The following is an 18,936-nucleotide window of genomic DNA, read 5'->3' as shown; positions in this document are numbered from 1 at the left end:
CCCTTCGGCAAAAAGATTATGCTTAAACCACTATGACAGATTCGACTTGCAACCGCACCCCAACTGCAGCCCCCGGAATCGTGATCGCCGCAACGGCATCCGGCACTGGGAAAACGACGATTACCACAGGATTGATTGCGGCGCTGGCACGGCGCATGTCGGTCGCACCATTTAAAGTAGGCCCCGACTACATTGACCCGGGTTACCACGGACTTGCGGCGGGTAGAACTGGACGCAACCTCGATGCGGTCATGTGCGGTGAACGTCTGATCGGGCCGCTTTATGCCCACGGGACCTGTGGCTGCGACATCGGTATCGTCGAAGGTGTCATGGGGCTTTTCGACGGCCGGATACCCGACGGTAACGGCTCCACCGCCGATATTGCGCAGATCCTGGGGCTACCGGTGCTTTTAGTTGTTGATGTGCGCGGAATGAGCCAATCCGCAGGGCCGTTAGTACGCGGCTTCGCCACCGCCCGCCCCGGGGTGAGAATCGCCGGAGTGATTCTTAATAAAATCGGTACAAAGCGGCACGCAGCTGTCTGCCGGGAGGCCATCGAAGCCGAAGGGATCCCGGTTGTCGGGGTAATCCCACGCCAGGACAATGTGGCAGTTCCGTCCCGGCACCTGGGCTTGGTAACCGCCAAGGAGCACGGCGGCGCAGCCAGCCGAGCCATTGAGCAGATGGCAGCCCTTATTGAAACCCACTGCGATCTCGACCACATCATATCCTTGGCACGCACTACCTACACTGGGCCCACATGGCAGCCGGAAGACTACGTGACGCCGACCCATCATCCCACTATCGCGATTGCCGGAGGTAAAGCGTTTACCTTCGCATACGCCGAACACCACGAACTGCTGAACGCAGCCGGAGCCACCGTTGTCCACTTTGACCCGCTAACCGACCCCTTCCCAAACTGTGACGGGCTTATCATCCCGGGCGGTTTCCCCGAAGAGCACGTTGAAGCGCTAGTAAGCCGTACCGATCTGCGCCACGCAATCCAGCAGCATGTAGCTGAAGCTAAACCCATTCACGCAGAATGCGCCGGATTACTGTGGCTTCTTGACAGCCTTGATGCGCACCCTATGTTAGGGATCATCCCGACCCACGCTGCGATGGGACGGCGACTAACCTTGGGATACCGCGAAGCTGTGGCACTAAGTGATTCGTTACTTTACGCTGCCGGCCAACGGATCACCGGGCATGAATTCCACCACACGGCGCTCACCAGCGCTGACGCCGAAGGCTTCCTGCCCGCCTGGGGCTGGCGCACCTGGGATGGCACCACAACCACCGAAGGATTCGTAAGCGGCACCATTCACGCCTCTTACCTGCACACCCACCCGGCAGCCTACCCGGAAGGGATACAACGATTCGTCGCGGCCTGCGCAACCAGTACTCAGGTGCCACAGTACGTAACGTAATCCCCAAAATCTTCAGGGGTTGGCTGCTCAAACCGCTCCCAACCTGGGCGGCGGATAGTTGGATTGCGCAACGCCTGCCACAGGCTGTGGAATTCTGTCATATCCGACAACGCTTTTTCCACCAGGTGGTTTCGGGCAATATACACCGGATTAATCCGTTGCATCTGCTCTAAATCTGGATCGCATGCCCGCCACCGCATAAGCCAACCCGGATCAAAATCGCACGACTCATGCTGCTCAGCCAACTGTCGAAATGTGAGCGTAATATCTCTGCGTTCGGCTTGCATGATTACCAAGAAATCATCGATAAGCTCGGACATCACACCCACAGAACCATCCCAGCCAAGGCCCAACGCCGCAGCCAACTCACCATAAAACGCCCGCCGATACTGCGTCCCAAACTCCCGCACCGCATCCTCCGCAGCCGTTACCCCGATCAACGGAATCAACGACTCCGCCAACCGGGCGATATTCCACCCCACCATGCTTGGTTGATTACCGAAGCGATACCGGCCCGCAGTATCAATCGAACTGAACACCGCTGCGGAATCAAAAACATCCGTAAAAGCGCACGGCCCAAAATCAATCGTTTCCCCCGAAATGGTTGTGTTATCCGAATTTAACACCCCATGCACAAAACCAAACCGCATCCACTTTGCAACCGTCACCGCTTGACGACGCACAATCTGCGATAACAAACCAACATAATCAACCCCTGGGAAATAACGAGCGATTACATAATCAGCCAATGCGGCAACCTCCTCCACACCCCGCAACGCAGCAAACTGGAACGAACCAACTCTAATATGGCAATCAGCAACTCGAACCAATAATGCACCTGGCTCCGCTTGCCGCCGCTGCACCTGCGCGCCGGTTTGAAACACCGCCAACGACCGCGACGTCGCAACCCCCAAGCCATGCAACGCTTCCGATAGTAAAAACTCCCGCAACATCGGCCCAAGCGGTGCCAAACCATCACCACCACGCGAGAAAACAGTACGACCTGAACCCTTAACATGCAGGTCAAATAGTCGGCCATCAACCTCCAACTCTCCTAACAGCACTGCCCGACCATCTCCCAATAACGGAACAAACTGACCAAATTGATGGCCAGAGTATGCCATCGCATGCCCGGGCATAGCCAAAGTCTTATGCAATTGCCCAATAGAGATGTTCAATTCCTCGCCCAACGGGGCATTAACGACCTCTGCCACCAATTGGGGAAAATCAACCAGCCGCGCTGGTGACACCAACCACGGTAGGGTAGTAGCGAGGTCGTGCTTGAGCTCAACATGCGGGTTCATAGTTTTACTCTAACGGCGATATGCTTATTCACCATGACTACACCCCCAACTGTCAGCCTCATCGGCGGCGGGCCTGGTGCCTGGGACTTAATCACGGTGCGCGGCATGAACCGCCTCAACGAGGCCGATGTTATCCTCGCTGATCACTTAGGTCCAACCACCGAACTGCACAAGCTATGCGACTTGTCGACAAAACAACTCATCGACGTGTCCAAATTGCCGTACGGAAAACAAGTAGCCCAAGAAAAAATCAACGACCTGCTGGTTGAACATGCACTGGCTGGAAAGAAGGTCGTGCGGCTCAAAGGCGGCGACCCATACGTCTTCGGCAGAGGATTCGAAGAGCTCACACACTTGGCACAACACGGCATAGCCTGCGAAGTAATCCCTGGAGTCACCAGCGCCATCTCCGTTCCCGCCATGGCCGGAGTGCCGATCACCCAACGGGGAATCGTCCATAGCTTCACGGTTATTTCCGGGCACGTTCCGCCGGGTCACCCCCTGTCATTGAACAACTGGGAAGCCCTAGCTAAAACCGGTGGCACCCTCGCAGTCATCATGGGTGTCAAAAATGCACGTGCGATAGCTCAAACGCTTATCGACGCCGGATGCAGCCGAAAAACCCCCGCCATCGTTGTACAAGAAGGTAGCACTGAAAGCCAGCGCAGTTTCCGTTGCGATCTCGGTAGCCTAGCCGATGTCATAGAACACGAGAACGTAGCCCCACCAGCCGTGTACATTATTGGGGATGTTGCTGGGCTTTAATCAGCAACCACCAACGTTAATTCCATCGAATCTGGTGATGCCTCAATCACCATGCCAGATTGCTCCAAAACGGCACGCACCTGCGATAGCGATGTCGGCTCCGACTCAGCCACAGCTAACGCCCGGGCAACCAGTCCTTTGTAATGCTTATTGAAGTGACTGACAACCTTACGCGTGCCGTCAGCAGCCACCGACTCAACACGCACAGTAATAGCGCCCGGTGCCTTCCCCAATTGTTGATACGTACCGGAGCGAAGATCAACAACAAGCCCCGGAAAATCCGCGATCGTCTCTGAAATCTTTGAACCCCACCGTTTCTTCATTGTTGGTGGCTTTTCCGATTTCTCCAAACCTGCGATAGGCAATTTAGTTCCGCCTGACAACCGGTAATTAGGAATCTGGTCGGTTGCCTTTATAAGACCAAACAACGCGTCACCCACTGCTAACCGCTCCAACGCCGATGGAGGCAGGGAAGCGGCATCGAGAGCGTCGAAAAGCACTCCGGTAAACCGAAAAATAGCTGGCATTGTCGGTGAAGAAAACAACTCCTGGTTAACCGCAATTAATGCACTAAGTTTTATGGAAATCCCCAATGTGGATAAGGCCTCGGCTTCAGGTAACGCAACAAGATCGGCTGCGATCTTTTCCCGCACCCCATTCAATTGGGGGAACGACAACGTAGATAGATCAAGCGGCGCGCCAGTGCCACCTGAGGCCTTGGTTTCAGATGGAGGCAAAATAATAAGCATGAAATCCCACTCTATACGCATCTACACCCGCAGGTGGTACTAGATTCTGGTTTTCTCCCACGACCAATTAACCTAGAACCGCACTCAAAGGAAAACTCATTGGCAATGTACAAATAAGGATCGTAACCGGTGGCTTTAGAAGTGGCGCAACCACCAACTACTCAAACCCCGCGAAAAGCCCAATTGCGGCGAGTGACAGCGATAGACGGACTGCGAGGATTGGCAGTACTCTCAGTGGTTTTCTATCACTTCTTCGGAGCTATCGCCCCTGGCGGGTTTCTTGGGGTCGACATGTTCTTCGTGCTATCCGGATTCCTCATTACATCTTTGCTTTTGCGGGAATACGCGGTGAACTCACACATTGATTTGCGGTTGTTTTGGCTGCGGCGCGCACGGCGCATTTTGCCAGCCGCCATCGTGGTCTTGATCGTAGGCACCGCCATGGCAGGGCTGGTTGGCGGTGACCCGGCAGTCGGTTTGAAAGCCCAATTCATTGGGACATTGGGGTTTGTCAACAACTGGGTGCAGATAGCTGGAAGCGAAAGCTATTTCGCAGACTTCGGCGTGCAGATTTTTGCACATTATTGGTCACTGGCCGTAGAAGAACAGTTCTATGTGCTCTTTCCATTGCTCGCGGTGGTGCTACTTCGGCGGTCTCGTGCCGCGTTGATTGTATCTAGCGCCGGTTTATGTTGCGCCTCCTACGCCGCGATGCAGATCCTCTATTCTCCAGAGCTCGACCCGACTCGGGTATATTACGGCACCGACACGCATTCCTTCGGTTTGCTCATTGGGGTTTTATTGGCGTGCTTTACGACGAGCACCACCGCCGATCCACATTCCAACTCCTGGCCGGTTACCCACGCTCGGTACGCACCCGCATTGGGGCTTGCGGGGCTTATCGGATTGGTAGCGTTAGTGTGCTTTACCCCTGACACCTCGGCATTCACATACCGGGCTGGGCTTCTAACAGCAAGTGTGTTTTCCATGCTGTTGTTGTATTCGATCCTGCATCAACAAGGACCAGCGCATGCACTCCTCAACATGCTGCCCATGCGATGGTTAGGAAAAATCTCGTTCTCCCTCTACCTATGGCACTGGCCCGTCTTTGTGATCATCACCGCGATTAACCAACACCCCGTCCTATCGATCATCACCCTGATCGTATCTGTTTCACTAGCGCATTTTAGTTACACCTGGATAGAAACTCCCATCCGGCGCCACGGTTACCGCCAAACCTGGAAGACACTACACACAAAACCCAAATTGGTGCTCAGTACCACCGCCATCATTGCAATCACAGCAGCAGGGGTCGCAATCACACAATCCCCCCGCGAAACCACCCTGGAACAGCAACTTAAAAAACTATCCGCGGCCGCAACTACACTGACCGCCGTTCCCGCCGAACCTGCAAACGTCGTCAAGCTAAACCCTGGCCCCCATCCACTACCAGACAGTGCCACACTGACCGCTATTGGGGACTCCGTGATGCTCGCAAGTACCGACGCCCTCAAACGACGCTACCCACAAATGCATATTGATGCCGAGGTTTCCCGCAATATCGATGCCGCCCCTGACATCCTTAGAAACCTCAAAACGAAAAACGTTCTTGACCCGATCGTCATCCTAGGCTTCGGAACTAACGCAGAACTAGACCTCAAAGCACTAGAAACCATAATGGCAATCCTCGGACCCGACCGTATCGCCATTCTCGTAACCCCCTTCGGCGACCGGCCATGGATACCCAAATCACATGACAACATTCGTATCGCACACACCCAATACCCCAACCTCTATATCGCAGACTGGTGCACCAAAGCCCACACTAATCCCACCGCCCTCCATAATGACAAAATACACCCCACCGAAAGCGGCGCCGAAAAATACACCGAGGCCATCACCCACGCCCTGATGCAATGGGCAAACCACCGAAATCCCAAAAACCCAACCTGTAAAGGCACCCAACAATGAAAAAACACGCAGCCCTCATCATCAGTGCCGCACTGGCAACACTAACCGCCTGCACTCCAGAACCAACCGCACCCACCCCAACTGCCACAACAATCACCATCGCTACGGAGCCGCTTGCTGCAATCAACCCGCTAGAACAACAGCCGCATCCTCTAACAACACTGCTCTACCAACCCCTTTTCAGCTACCTACCGCACAGCACCAACCAGTACCACCTCGACACCGTGCGATCACTAGGCAACGTCACCGACATAAGTCCTGATGCAACCACCTACACTATCACCCTCCACAACCGCAGCTGGTCCGACCAAACCCCCATCACAACCAACGACATCGAACTCTGGTGGCAACTTTCAAACGCAACACAAACCCTCCCAGAAACCATAACCAAACTGACGATCCTCAGCCCCGACACCTTTACCATCACAGCCGACCAAACCTACAACCCGAATTGGTTCATCGCAAATCAACTCAACCACATCACCCCACTACCACAACACGCATGGAACCCGGCCAAAACCCTAACACCCACCGAATTGCTCGACCAGATCACAGCCGACGCGTCCAACCCCAACCAACCTCGTTGGAAGATCACTAATGGGCCATATGTAATAGCAGCAAACTCGCCACAAGAAACCTCAACAACACTAGCCATTAACCCCAACTACGATGGACTTGATAAACCCACTATCCCGAAAATCATCCTGACTAATACCGGCGAACAGCACCGCACAGCCGACTACCAAACACTGCCTTTCAATACAGACCCAGAAACCCTGAACGAGTTACAGAAAGCCGGATTTACAATCATGCCTCGGTATCGGCATGCGATTGAATATGCGGTTCTTAATATGACCAACCCCCTCATTGGGGAAACATATATCCGCAACGCTATGCAACAACTTGTCGACCAACAAACAATCATCAAAACAGTTTGGAATGGACACGCCTTACCCGGATGCGGCCCAACCCCAACGAACCCCAATCAACCATGTGCACCAACATATAACCCAATGGCAGCGCAAAAACTACTTGAGAAAAACGGCTGGGCGAAGCGTGGCGGGAAATTCCACTGCATTGACGCCGAGAAATGTGGACGCGAGATGGAAACCGGGCAAGAACTAACTCTTAACATCATCGCCCCAAACGGGGCCTTTAGCGATAAGGTTTTCCCAATTTTAGAAAGAAACTTTGCGAGCGCTGGGATAAAACTGTACCTAACCAAAGCTGACAATCCGTTTGAAATGGTCTCTCAATGTGAGCAAGTAGCGGATTGCTCCTGGCAATTGGGTGTTTTCACAAATGATTTTGCATGGAATTTCCCAATTTGGGCAACGGGAGAGGAAATTCTATCCACATTGGGCAAAGCCAATCTTGGATCCTTTTCCTCCCCTGAAGTTGATGCTGGAATTGAGGCGTCGGTTTTCTCTGATGGGAATGATGCGATGTCAGCCTATATTGAAGCTGTGGCTTCGGAAAATCCTCTTATTTGGCTCCCGACTCCTGCGGATTCCTTCATTGTTGTGCGTGATTCTCTAGTTGGCGTAGATCCCAATAGTGGGTTTTTGCCTCAAGACTGGCGATTGCGCTAGTTTTCGAGTAACGGCACGCCTTATGCCGGATCTGCCATGTTCTTTACAGATCCGGTGGACGAGCTGCACAGTTCTTAATGAAGCAGTCTTCGTGCTACTTCGTAGAAGCTTTTGTTGATGATTGGTGCTCGGTTAAACCGAAGATGACTGCTCGGGGTGCGGCGGTAGCCGATTTTTCCGGTTGTTGGGTCTTTTTCAATTCTGCCGTTTTTGGGTTTGGCGGGATTGTCGTCGTTTTCCATGTTGTGGCGTTTACATAGTGGTGCAAGGTTGTTTTGTTCGGTTGCGCCGCCTTGTGAAAAAGCTGTGATGTGGTGTTGTTGGCAGTGCTGCGCTGGGATGCGGCAATCGGGATGTACGCACATGAGGTGTCCTGCGACGGAAATGAGGCGTTGTTCGTCGCTAGCCAGGCGTTGCTGGATGGGGATTGGTGGGCTTAGTTCTATTGCGTTCGTTGCGGTCTTGTAGGCGATTGTGGCGTAACCGTGTGGTTTGAGAATGAGGTCGGCATATTCGACGAGATCGATGGTGCCACCAGTTGTCGTCGCTACAGTGCCATCGATGTGATCGACTGATTCAGTAAGTGGGATGAGAATCAGCGGGCCATAGTGGTTGTCTGGGGTGCTTCCTGCAGTGGGGGTGCTGACTCTACTGACGATGAGTTGGGCGCGTGCTTCCTCAATACTGCTGGCGTGATGTTGGTGAAAGAGCGCCTTGGCTTCGTCGTTAAGCGCCGTGAGCATGCGGTTTGCTTGTTCGCTGGTCAGTTTCATCATGACGTGGTGCATGCCGTCGACGTCAGGGGTTTTACTGAATCTGGCGTAGCTGGCTCGGGGCTTATTGGCGAGTTGTTCGTTGAGTATAGTTACCCGATTCCGCATGTATTCTCCCAATTCGTCGGCGGTTGAGGTTGCGCCGTAGCGGAGGAATTCTGTGCATATGTCGTCACGAGGCACGCCAAGGTTGGAAAGCTTGCGGCAATATTTGGCTATGGTTGCTAGCTTTTCGACGCTTAACTGTGCTGCGGTAGCTTCGTTTAGCTCTGCGGTGGTGAAGAAGCGGGCATTGCGGATGAGTTTTGTGGCGTTATTGAAGGTGTCGCCGAGGGCTTGGGCGATATCTTCTGGTTTTGGCTGTTCAGTTTTGATTTCAAGCAGCAACTCGGCACCGTGGCTGGTGAGTATACGGAAACGGTTAAGAAGTGTGCCCATGGCTTCGACGGTAGAGGTGTCAATAAGTGATAGCAAGTGTAATAAGAACATTCTTAGCTAATGTTTTACCAGTTCACACCCCAGATAATTTCTTGCTGATAGTTTGTATTTTGAGGGAACCAAACCGGGGTCTGAGTGAGTCTAATTAATAATGTGCTTTGCATGAATTCCCCCAATGCGGGGGCTGCTAATATTACCAACCATGATTACTCGTCTTTCTACGCTGTTTCTGCGCACGTTGCGCGAAGATCCAGCTGATGCTGAAGTTCCTAGCCACAAGCTTCTAGTCCGCGCCGGTTATATCCGTCGTGTCGCTCCCGGTGTGTACACCTGGCTGCCGTTGGGGTTGCGTACGTTGCGCAAGATTGAGGCTGTGGTGCGTGAGGAGATGGACTCCATTGGGGGACAGGAGTTGCTGTTTCCTGCGTTGTTGCCTCGGGAACCGTACGAGCAGACGAATCGGTGGACGGAGTATGGGGAGTCTTTGTTTAGGCTCAAGGATCGAAAAAATGTGGACATGCTATTGGGGCCTACCCATGAGGAGATGTTCACGGCTCAGGTGAAGGATCTGTACACATCATATAAGGATTTCCCGGTTACGCTTTATCAGATACAGACGAAGTATCGGGATGAAGAGCGGCCTCGGGCAGGTATTTTGCGGGGCCGAGAGTTTGTGATGAAAGATTCCTACTCGTTCGACATGTCGGATGAGGGGTTGGAACAGTCGTATGCGGCGCACCGTAAAGCGTACCAGGCGATTTTTGATCGGCTGGGTGTCGAGTATGTGATTTGTCAAGCAACTTCTGGCGCCATGGGTGGGTCTGCCTCCGAGGAGTTTTTGGCGATTTCTCCCAATGGGGAGGACACGTTCGTTCGGGCTACCGAGGGTGATTATGCAGCGAACGTTGAGGCGGTTGTGACGCCACCTGGCGCGGTTGTTGACATTACCGGGCAACCTGACGCGCAGGAATACGATACGCCGGAGTCGGAAACAATTGAGGCATTGGTTGCGTGGGCTAATAATGCGGGGATTACGATTTCTGATCGGGATGTCACTGCTGCGGATACGTTGAAGTGCTTGGTAGTGAAGGTGCGACAACCGGGTGCCGAGGACTGGGATCTGACGGGTATCCTGTTGCCTGGCGATCGGGAAGTCGACGTCAAGCGGCTGGAGGCATCATTGGAACCTGCCGAGGTTGAATTGGCAGTCGAGGAGGATTTTGCAAAGAATCCGTTCTTGGTTAGGGGCTACGTTGGTCCTCGCGGTTTGGCTGCTAATGGTGTGACGGTACTTGCCGATCCTCGGGTGGTCGAGGGAACATCGTGGATTACTGGTGCGGATGCGCCTCAGCGCCATGTGATTGGTCTGGTCGCTGGTCGTGATTTCACGGTCGATGGTTTTATCGAGGCTGCGGAAGTTCGCGAGGGCGATCCGGCTCCGGACGGGCAGGGCGTGCTAACGCTGGAACGAGGAATCGAGATCGGCCATATCTTCCAATTAGGCAGGAAGTATACCGAAGCGTTCGATGTGCAAATTCTCGACGAGAACGGCAAACGTGCGATTCCGACGATGGGGTCGTACGGCATTGGGATTTCCCGATTGATGGCAGTGTTGGCTGAGCAACGTCACGATGAGAAAGGCTTGAATTGGCCAGCAGCTGTCGCGCCGTATCACGTGCATGTTGTTGTCGCTAATAAGGACGAGGCTGCCATTGCGGCTGGTGATCGTATTGTCTCCGAGTTAGATGCGGCGGGCATTGAGGTGCTTTTCGACGACCGGCCGAAGGTCAGCCCCGGCGTGAAGTTTAAAGACGCCGAATTGCTTGGGATGCCGTTTGTTGTGGTCATCGGCAGGAGCTTTGCCGATGGAGTAGTCGAACTTCGGGTGCGGGGCGGGGAGACGCTATCGGTTGCAGCTGACGATATCGTCCCATATTTGACTAAGTTGCTTGCACGCTAAGTTATATATTTCCCCAATGGGGCACTAGTTTTCGCTGGTGCCCCATTGGGGATTGCCTAGCGTGGAAATTATCGGCGAAGATGATTGTTAGGTTTATTTGATGAAAGGAATTGTTGCATTGGCCGCTTATCTCATCTCCTTGCTACCTTTTCTCGCCTTACTTTGGATCGGCTCACGATTGCATGCCATTGTGTTTGAGCTGAAACTCATCAGGAAGCAGCTTGAAGAATCACAATTATAAATTCATGTGGGCTATTTGTTGAATATGTCTAGAAAGTTTAGGGCATAGCTGTTGAGTTTCGGGTGGGCGCCGGGCATTGTGTGGACTCCATGAAGCTAATTGGGAGAACCTAAGTCGGCGCAAGCGTTCATGCTGCTGCCGGGCACGGCTATGCAAAACGGGAGGCAGGTGGTTTCCTGTCTCCCGTTCAATTTCAAGTGATTACAGTTCTACGGCGTTTTCGATCCGCTCGCGGTTGCGTTCCTCTTCCCATGCTTCGATTCGGATTCGGAAAAGTTTCTCGATGGCCTTGTATTCGTTGACCCATTGGGTTTTTTCTTCAGGCTGTAGGTTGTGCTCGCTTGCCCAAATCTTTACGGCTGGCAAAAGCTCTGCGATACGGCCTTCCCAATCTGCGACTCGAACACCATAGCCGGTGGTAGTGCGGAAAATAGTGATGCTGCGTGGATGGCTTGCGATGTTTGCCACGTACATCAGGTGGGTGGAATTGAGGATTTCGGCGTTGGACGATACTTCCGCGCTACCGTAGATTTCTGCGTTTCCGGAGACAATAGCGGAGCCTTCGACTACAGCTGCGCCGTAAACGTGTGCATTGCCTGCTATACGGGCTTGGCCGTGTACCCATGCGTTGCCGGAGATATTGGCTTGCCCGTAGACTTCAGCTTTGCCATACACTTCGGCGTTGTCGAGTACATGGGCGTCGCCCCGGACGACAGCCCGGTCATATACCTTGGCGTTGTCATAGATGCGAGCGTCATCTGCAATCAGCGCGTCGCCGTAGACACGTGCGGTGCCTTGTACCCATGCTTCATTGGCTACCCAAGCGTTGTCCGCGAGGTTTTCGGTGGTTTCAACCCAGCCGCCGAGATCGCCTGCAAGTACGTCGTGTTGCGGGATGTCTTGGGTGGCCCGGATGCGGTGCAGCCGCCGTCCTTCAAAGGTAACCGTGGTTTCTTGGGTTAGTTCGAAGTGCCGCTTTGGTTGTGGCTGTGCCTCCGGTGTTTTTGGAGCTGGTGCTGGAGCGGGTGTGCTCGGTGCTGTTGCTCGTGGCGTTGTCGGGGTAGGGGAAGCTGTGGGTTTCGCGGCAGGTTGAGTCATAGGGCTTTGAGGTTGCTGTGGTGTGGCAGCGGTAGATCGTTGGGTTGGGGCAGTGGCGGCTGCGGCTGGTTTTGCGGCAGGGTGCGTGCTCGTTCGCGTGGTCTCGTTGGATGTGCCTGGAACGGTACCTGTTGCTGGTTTCTCCTGGGTACTCTTGTTGGCTTGGTCAGCCCACCGGGTATCGGAGTGCTTAGTTGCTTCGGAATCGAGCCACACGACTGTGTCATCGGTTTTCGCGGCGTGGGTGCCGGGGCGCTGTGGCAGGGATGATTCTGTGTTGCGTTCTGGATTGCTCATTGTTTTCTTCAGTCTTTTTCCTAGGTTGTGCAACTTCCTCGTTGCCGGTGGGCTACTCGGTTCTGTGGTTGATGATATGACATTAGGTTGAAAAATGGCACATTATTTGGCTGTCTAGCCTATGAGTTTTAGTTAATTTTCTCGTTATACATTTTTATATTCCAGGGCTCAATATTCACTTAGCATTTGTGACATTCTAGCGGCTAGGCAAGTAAAACGCGATTTATTGACAATTTTATTTTCTTAGGTTTTTCTCGTTTTTATACAGCAAATATGCGTTTCCGCTGTGAAAATAGGGGTATATCGGGTGTGCTATTTTGTATTGTTCGGGGTTGACAAAAGTGCAGCGATTCTGATACTTGCGATGCGCCACGGGGTGGTGCGCGCGGTTTCGGCGGTCCGTTGCCAGAAGGAGGCGGTGGTCTCCTTGAGCTTTTCGACGGCCCCAGCGGCGTCCTGATTATTTGTCAAGGGATGGTCGGCAGGCAGTATATCGCTTGGGATCTGGTATCCAGCTGGGATTACGGGCGGATTGGCATCGGTGGTGAGGTTATCCGTCAATGCGGCGAGGATGGCTTCGTGTTGATTTTCCAATTCATCCAACTGTGCACGAGTAGGGGCATCAGCAAAGGCGCGGATGGTTCCTACGGTGTATAGGACGCCTAATTCACGTTCAACGGCCGAGGCTATGGCAGATTGGTCGGCTGCGGTCGCATCATTGGCTACCTCGGTAAGTGGCGCGAACTCAATGCCGTCGAAAAGCTCAGGTAAAAGTATCGGTGAATCGGCAGCGGTTTGACTGTAAAGCTCTACAATAACCGGCAGGGACTCTTGTGGAACATTAGCTAGCTTTTCTTCAATTCCTGCGGTTCCGGCGGCTGCAGGTGGGATGGGGGACTGATCGGGGTCGCACGATTGAGGGGTGCTGCCGTCTTCAAAATGTCCGCAAAGTCTGGTGATTTCAGCCAACACTGGATCTTTTAACGAATCGGACGTTTGTTTGTAAATACTGGTTAAAGCCGGATCTGGTTCGGGTGAGGCGCAGCCAGAGAGTGCGAAAACTACCATGCAGCAGGTAAACAAACGTCGAGTCATGTCGGCTAATTGTACTAGCATGGCGGACATGGCTTTTCCTTCTGTTGAAACATTAACCACACTTATAGCTCCCATTACCAAAGAATTTGGCCTGGATGTGGAACGTTTGCGCACTACTCGGGCGGGCAAAAAATCGGTGGTGGCTATTGCAGTAGACGGTGATGATCGGCCCGGATCGGATGTGTTGGAAAAATTAACACAACAGATTTCCGCATGTCTTGATACCGAAGAAGAGGCGGGTAATCTTAACTTTGGTCCAGGCTATACCTTGGAGGTCAGCACTCCGGGATTGGACAGTCCGCTTACTCTGCCGCGCCATTGGCGTAGGCAACGCGGTCGGCTGGTGTCTATCACTGAGGGAGGGAAAAAACGCACTGTTCGCATCGGTGCATTAAATGACGACGAGACTGCTGTTGCCGTTATTTCTAAAAACGGCAAAAAACTTATTGTCGAATCTGTTCAATTAGCCAACCACCCAGAAGCAATGGTAGAAATTGAGTTCGCTACTCCTGCTGCCGACGAACTTGAATTGGTTGCAGCTACTTACGACGATGCTGTGCGTTAACGCATAGCGAGAGGAACACTGATAAGTGAATATTGATGTCCAAGCTCTAAGAAATATTGAGGCTGAAAAAGGGATTCCGGTTAGGGAATTAGCGGAAACCATCGCCGGTGCTTTAATGTTTGCCTACCGCGAGTTCAAAGACGCCCTAGCCGAAGACGGTACAAAAGCTCGTATTGATATCGACATCTCAACCGGCAAGGTTGCGGTGATTGTCAGTGAGCTTGACGACGAAGGAAATGTCGTCTCCGAATACGACGACACCCCAGCCAACTTTGACCGTATCGGGGCAACTACAGTACGTGATGCTATCGTTAAACGGCTCCGGGAAGCGGAAACCCGACAAGCTTACGATGCGTATTCCGAATATGAAGGCCGTGTAGTTTCCGGCATCGTCCAAGCGGATGCATATGCCAATGAGCGCGGAATTGTAGTGGTTCACTTAGGCACTGAAGCCGATGGTCAAGATGGGGTGTTGCTGCCCGCTGAGCAACTGCCAGGTGAAAAGCTTAAGCACGGCGATCGCGTAAAGTCCTACGTGGTTGGCGTGAATAATGCGGGGCGCAACCTCAATATCAACCTTTCACGCACTCACCCAGAATTAGTTCGTAAACTATTTGAACTAGAGATTCCAGAAGTCGCCGATGGTTCCGTCGAGATTATCTCTATCGCGCGTGAAGCGGGGCACCGGTCTAAGGTGGCAGTAAGAGCGACCGCCAAGGGGCTCAACGCCAAGGGCGCGTGCATTGGTCCGCGGGGACAGCGCGTAAATAACATCATGAAAGAACTCGGTGGCGAAAAAATCGACATCATCGATTATTCGGAGGATCCAGCCACGTACGTTGGCAATGCGTTAGCCCCGTCGAAAGTCGTACACGTAGAAGTCATTGACTTAGAGGCCCAAACTGCGCGAGTAACTGTTCCTGATTATCAGCTATCGTTAGCCATCGGCAAAGAAGGGCAAAATGCTCGACTGGCCGCCCGGCTTACTGGTTGGAAAATCGATATTAGATCGGATGCTGCGTAAATTTTCGGGTTTCAAATTAACTTTTAGTCTCCCATTTAAGCTAAGCTTGTCAAGGCTTAAAAGTCTCGAGTGAATTGCCATCGGGCAAGATGTGGCAAAAGTTAACTACAAGGAGCCGGATGGATAATAACGGGTTGGGTGCGCCGTCGAAAAACGCAACACAACATCACCGTCCTATCCGAGTCCGCACCTGTATCGCCCACAAAACTCGACACCACGATAGTCACTTACTGCGGGTTGTGGCGACACAATCAGAATCGGCAACGGTTATTCTTGTTCCCGATCCGCACCGCAGGCTTGGTGGTCGTGGCTGTTGGATCACTCCAACACTTGAGGCAGTTGAGCTGGCAGAAAAGCGCAACGCGTTTCGCCGTGCGCTACGGGTGTCCGCCCAGGTAGACACCGGTCCTGTACGTAAGTACATCGCAGCGAATCCGCTGGACCTAGATATAAGAAAGAAGACCGAACACTGATGAGCCTACGATGAAGCATCAGCGATGAACGTCCACGACAACCAGGTGGAAATCCGCATGTAGGCCCGGAATACCGGGCACATTGCCGCATTTTCACCGAAGAATTCAAGGAGAAAAGTGCCCGGAAAGCTACGCGTACACGAGCTAGCAAAACAACTCGGCGTAACCAGCAAAGAACTACTAGCCACTTTGAAAGAAAAGGGCGAGTTCGTGAAAACCGCATCCTCTACCATTGAACCACCAGTGGTAAAACGGATGAAGGAGCATTACGCCTCGCTGGGGATCACCCCGGTAGACGAAGCACCGAAAGAAAAAGAATCAACCAAACCGGCAAGCACCCCGAAACCAAGTGCGCCTAAGCCTGCTGCGCCTAAGCCGCAAGCTGCGGCAAAGCCTGTTCCGGCTCAGACGGCCAAGCCAGCCGCACCGAAACCAGGACAGCCAAAGCCCGCAGCCGCACCGGCCAAACCGGGACCTAAGCCGGGTCCAGCTCAGACGGCTAAGCCTGCTGCGCCTAAGCCGCAAGCTGCGGCAAAACCGCAGGCACCTGCCTTTAGCGGTTCTGAAAAGCCGTCAGCTCCTAAACCTGGGGCATCAGCAAGTTCAGTACCGTCTCCGGGGGCAATGCCTCGGCCGCAAGCGAAGCCCGGCCCTAAGCCTGGCGCTCGTGCACCACGGGTGGCCAATAACCCATTCTCTACCGGTGGTGAGCAACGCCCTGCGCCACGCCCAGGCGGTAGTCGTCCAGGCGGACCAGCACGTGGTCAAGGTGGAAGCCAAGACCGTGGTCCACGCCCAGGCGGTTCCGGTCGCGGTGGTCGCGGCGGTCAGTCTGATTCCCGTGGAGATCGTGCTCCACGGTCGCAAGGCCAATCAGCACCGGCAGGTTCTGATAGGCAAGGTGGCGGCCGGAGGCCTTCACCTGCGATGATGCCGAGCCAGCCGAGCCCCGGGCAGATGCCAAGCCGGGCAAACGGCGGACGTGGTCGCGGCGGCGCTGGCCCTGAATCTAAGGGTGGCGGCTTTGGTGGTCGCGGCGGCGGTGCTGGTCGCGGTGGTCGGCGCGGGGGCACCGCAGGAGCATTCGGGCGGCCGGGTGGCGCACCACGTAAGGGCCGTAAGTCGAAGCGGCAAAAGCGTAACGAGTACGAGGCAATGCAGGCGCCAAACGTGATCGGTGGTGTTCGGCTTCCTGATGGTGGCGGCGCGACGGTACGGTTAGCGCGCGGCGCATCCCTGTCTGACTTCGCCGATAAGATCGGTGCGGAATCCGCAGCTTTGGTTCAGGCACTGTTTAACCTTGGTGAAATGGTGACCGCCACCGCCTCGGTTTCAGAAGAGACTCTGATGTTGCTTGGCGAAGAAATGAACTACGTGGTTGAAGTTGTTTCGCCGGAAGACGAAGACCGCGAACTGCTTGAATCCTTCGATCTGCAATTCGGCGAGGATGCTGGCACAGAGGAAGATCTCGAGTCTCGGCCACCGGTGGTTACCGTCATGGGTCACGTTGACCACGGTAAGACCCGGTTGCTTGATACGATCCGTAAGGCCAACGTTGGTTCTGGTGAAGCTGGTGGTATCACCCAGGGAATCGGTGCCTACCAGGTGAAGGTGACGGTCGACGACGAGTCGCGCACGATCACATTCCTAGATACCCCAGGTCACGAGGCTTTCACTGCGATGCGTGCCCGTGGTGCTAAGTCCACCGACATCGCTGTTCTGGTGGTGGCTGCTGACGACGGCGTTATGCCGCAGACAGTTGAAGCTATCAACCACGCGAAGGCGGCGGATGTACCGATTGTGGTTGCGGTGAACAAGATTGATAAGCCAGGTGCGTCTCCAGATAAGATCCGGGGCCAGTTGACCGAGTATGGTCTGATTCCGGAAGAGTACGGTGGTGACACCATGTTCGTGGACATCTCGGCTAAGCAAAATATCAATATTGATGGCCTGCTTACCGCGGTGACTTTGACTGCAGATGCGGCGTTGGATTTGAGGGCTAACCCGGACATGGACGCACAGGGTGTCGCTATTGAAGCCCACCTAGACCGTGGTCGCGGCCCAGTGGCAACTGTCATTGTTCAGCGCGGTACCCTTCGGGTTGGCGATTCCATCGTTGCTGGCGATACTTTCGGGCGTGTGCGTCGCATGGTCGATGAGTACGGCAATGATGTTAAGGAAGCAGGTCCATCGCGGCCGGTTCAGGTTCAAGGCCTTAACGGTGTGCCTGGGGCTGGCGATAATCTCCTGGTTGTAGAAGACGACCGGGTGGCACGTCAGATTGCTAATCAGCGCAATGCTCGTAAACGCAATGCCCTGGCCGCTCGAACCCACAAGCGGGTATCCCTGGAAGATCTCGATGCGGTGCTGAAGGAACAATCCACCCTCAACCTCATTATCAAGGGTGATAATGCAGGTTCGGTTGAAGCCCTGGAAGAGGCGTTGCTCAAGATCAACGTCGATGATGAGGTTCAGCTGAACATTATCGACCGTGGTGTGGGTGCAGTCACCCAAACTAACGTGTCGTTGGCGGCAGCCTCCGATGCTGTCATCATCGCGTTCAACGTCCGTGCGGAAGGCAAGGCCACCGAGGAAGCAAACTCCGAAGGGGTCGATGTTCGGTACTACACTGTGATCTACCGTGCGATCGAAGAAGTTGAAGCAGCGTTGCGCGGTATGCTCAAACCAGTCTTCGAAGAACGCGAAGTTGGTAAGGCCGAGATTCGCGCTATCTTCAAGGCTTCCGCAGTGGGTCTGATTGCCGGCTGTAAGGTCGATGAAGGTAAGGTGCGCCGTGGCGCATCCATCAGGTTGGTTCGCGACGGCAGTGTGGTTGCACCAGATGCAACTATCACTTCGCTGCGTCGGGAAAAGGATGATGTTACCGAGGTTACCGCCGGTTACGAATGCGGTATGGTGTTGTCCTACCCGGACATTCAAGTCGGCGATATCATTGAAGTGTTTGAACAGGTAGAGGTGCCTCGCACCTAACTGTTAGATACAGTTCATTGTCGTTGAAGTTGGCCCCGCCTTACTGTTGTTAGGTTGGGGCCAACTTACGCCTTACCCAATATAAAAACCTGCAACTTTCGTAGAGAAACGCACTACGATTTTAAAGAAACAACCTAATATTTTGGCGTGCATCTTTCCGCGACACGCCTTTC

14 protein-coding genes are annotated in these 18,936 nt (G+C 53.8%); 9 read left to right on the top strand and 5 right to left on the bottom strand.

The annotated features are described in order from the left end of the window. Positions 1-32 precede the first annotated feature (32 nt). On the top strand, positions 33-1,427 hold the full coding sequence (locus CMUST_RS09195; RefSeq protein ID WP_047262265.1) for a cobyrinate a,c-diamide synthase: 1,395 nt from the start codon (positions 33-35) through the stop codon (positions 1,425-1,427). Here CMUST_RS09195 and CMUST_RS09190 read toward each other — a convergent pair. Beyond that, a complete protein-coding gene (locus CMUST_RS09190) occupies positions 1,403-2,731 on the bottom strand; it encodes a protein adenylyltransferase SelO (protein ID WP_052844615.1) in 1,329 nt (442 codons plus the stop codon). The two genes, CMUST_RS09195 and CMUST_RS09190, sit on opposite strands and share 25 nt — an antisense overlap. Before the next feature lie 33 nt (positions 2,732-2,764). On the opposite strand from CMUST_RS09190, the gene cobA reads away from it, so the two are divergent. Continuing rightward, positions 2,765-3,496, top strand: a complete 732-nt coding sequence (gene cobA, locus CMUST_RS09185; RefSeq protein WP_052844614.1) for a uroporphyrinogen-III C-methyltransferase — start codon at positions 2,765-2,767, stop codon at positions 3,494-3,496. On the opposite strand, the gene yaaA is transcribed toward cobA, so the two are convergent. Further along, the gene (yaaA, locus tag CMUST_RS09180) at positions 3,493-4,245 is read right to left on the bottom strand and encodes a peroxide stress protein YaaA (protein WP_047262264.1); all 753 of its coding nucleotides are present in this window, start codon (positions 4,243-4,245) and stop codon (positions 3,493-3,495) included. The genes cobA and yaaA overlap by 4 nt on opposite strands. Before the next feature lie 129 nt (positions 4,246-4,374). Between yaaA and CMUST_RS09175 the strand changes: the two genes are divergently transcribed. Together CMUST_RS09175 and CMUST_RS09170 are read left to right on the top strand one after the other, a co-directional pair. Then, on the top strand, positions 4,375-6,216 hold the full coding sequence (locus CMUST_RS09175) for an acyltransferase family protein (protein ID WP_047262263.1): 1,842 nt from the start codon (positions 4,375-4,377) through the stop codon (positions 6,214-6,216). Beyond that, positions 6,213-7,808, top strand: coding sequence for an ABC transporter substrate-binding protein (locus tag CMUST_RS09170; RefSeq protein WP_047262262.1), 1,596 nt, complete (start codon positions 6,213-6,215; stop codon positions 7,806-7,808). The genes CMUST_RS09175 and CMUST_RS09170 overlap by 4 nt, the downstream gene beginning before the upstream one ends. Before the next feature lie 74 nt (positions 7,809-7,882). Here the strand turns inward: CMUST_RS09170 and CMUST_RS09165 are convergent, their stop codons facing one another. Beyond that, positions 7,883-9,070 carry an HNH endonuclease signature motif containing protein gene (locus tag CMUST_RS09165; protein ID WP_052844613.1) on the bottom strand — a complete coding sequence of 396 codons (1,188 nt, stop codon included), beginning with the start codon at positions 9,068-9,070 and terminating at the stop codon, positions 7,883-7,885. Positions 9,071-9,221: 151 nt separating this feature from the next. Here CMUST_RS09165 and CMUST_RS09160 point away from each other — a divergent pair, with 151 nt between their 5' ends. Continuing rightward, positions 9,222-10,979 carry a proline--tRNA ligase gene (locus CMUST_RS09160; RefSeq protein ID WP_047263525.1) on the top strand — a complete coding sequence of 586 codons (1,758 nt, stop codon included), beginning with the start codon at positions 9,222-9,224 and terminating at the stop codon, positions 10,977-10,979. A gap of 442 nt (positions 10,980-11,421) precedes the next feature. On the opposite strand, the gene CMUST_RS15995 is transcribed toward CMUST_RS09160, so the two are convergent. Further along, the gene (locus tag CMUST_RS15995) at positions 11,422-12,615 is read right to left on the bottom strand and encodes an LbetaH domain-containing protein (RefSeq protein WP_052844612.1); all 1,194 of its coding nucleotides are present in this window, start codon (positions 12,613-12,615) and stop codon (positions 11,422-11,424) included. A 312-nt stretch (positions 12,616-12,927) separates the two neighbouring features. Then, positions 12,928-13,740, bottom strand: a complete 813-nt coding sequence (locus tag CMUST_RS09150; RefSeq protein ID WP_047262261.1) for a DUF4439 domain-containing protein — start codon at positions 13,738-13,740, stop codon at positions 12,928-12,930. Here CMUST_RS09150 and rimP point away from each other — a divergent pair. The 4 genes from rimP (at position 13,739) to infB (ending at position 18,763) form a co-directional block, all read left to right on the top strand. Continuing rightward, positions 13,739-14,275: a ribosome maturation factor RimP gene (gene rimP, locus CMUST_RS09145; RefSeq protein ID WP_047262260.1), complete on the top strand. Its 537-nt coding sequence runs from the start codon at positions 13,739-13,741 to the stop codon at positions 14,273-14,275. The genes CMUST_RS09150 and rimP overlap by 2 nt on opposite strands. A 25-nt stretch (positions 14,276-14,300) precedes the next feature. Continuing rightward, entirely contained in the window at positions 14,301-15,299 is a 999-nt protein-coding gene (gene nusA / locus CMUST_RS09140) for a transcription termination factor NusA (RefSeq protein WP_047262259.1), read from the top strand. Positions 15,300-15,418: 119 nt separating this feature from the next. Next, the gene (locus CMUST_RS09135) at positions 15,419-15,772 is read left to right on the top strand and encodes a YlxR family protein (RefSeq protein WP_047262258.1); all 354 of its coding nucleotides are present in this window, start codon (positions 15,419-15,421) and stop codon (positions 15,770-15,772) included. Positions 15,773-15,889: 117 nt separating this feature from the next. Further along, positions 15,890-18,763: a translation initiation factor IF-2 gene (infB, locus tag CMUST_RS09130; protein ID WP_047262257.1), complete on the top strand. Its 2,874-nt coding sequence runs from the start codon at positions 15,890-15,892 to the stop codon at positions 18,761-18,763. The last annotated feature ends 173 nt before the right edge of the window (positions 18,764-18,936 follow it).

Origin of the sequence: Corynebacterium mustelae, assembly GCF_001020985.1 — a bacterium.
Lineage (GTDB): Bacteria > Actinomycetota > Actinomycetes > Mycobacteriales > Mycobacteriaceae > Corynebacterium > Corynebacterium mustelae.
This window is presented reverse-complemented; position numbering and strand designations above follow the sequence as displayed.

Excerpts from the sequence above, each read along its gene's own strand:
- CMUST_RS09195 (WP_047262265.1), top strand. The coding sequence starts at position 33 with ATGACAGATTCGACTTGCAACCGCACCCCAACTGCAGCCCCCGGAATC.
- CMUST_RS09190 (WP_052844615.1), bottom strand. The coding sequence starts at position 2,731 with ATGAACCCGCATGTTGAGCTCAAGCACGACCTCGCTACTACCCTACCG.
- cobA (WP_052844614.1), top strand. The coding sequence starts at position 2,765 with ATGACTACACCCCCAACTGTCAGCCTCATCGGCGGCGGGCCTGGTGCC.
- yaaA (WP_047262264.1), bottom strand. The coding sequence starts at position 4,245 with ATGCTTATTATTTTGCCTCCATCTGAAACCAAGGCCTCAGGTGGCACT.
- CMUST_RS09170 (WP_047262262.1), top strand. The coding sequence starts at position 6,213 with ATGAAAAAACACGCAGCCCTCATCATCAGTGCCGCACTGGCAACACTA.
- CMUST_RS09165 (WP_052844613.1), bottom strand. The coding sequence starts at position 9,070 with ATGTTCTTATTACACTTGCTATCACTTATTGACACCTCTACCGTCGAA.
- CMUST_RS09160 (WP_047263525.1), top strand. The coding sequence starts at position 9,222 with ATGATTACTCGTCTTTCTACGCTGTTTCTGCGCACGTTGCGCGAAGAT.
- CMUST_RS15995 (WP_052844612.1), bottom strand. The coding sequence starts at position 12,615 with ATGAGCAATCCAGAACGCAACACAGAATCATCCCTGCCACAGCGCCCC.
- rimP (WP_047262260.1), top strand. The coding sequence starts at position 13,739 with ATGGCTTTTCCTTCTGTTGAAACATTAACCACACTTATAGCTCCCATT.
- CMUST_RS09150 (WP_047262261.1), bottom strand. The coding sequence starts at position 13,740 with ATGTCCGCCATGCTAGTACAATTAGCCGACATGACTCGACGTTTGTTT.
- CMUST_RS09135 (WP_047262258.1), top strand. The coding sequence starts at position 15,419 with ATGGATAATAACGGGTTGGGTGCGCCGTCGAAAAACGCAACACAACAT.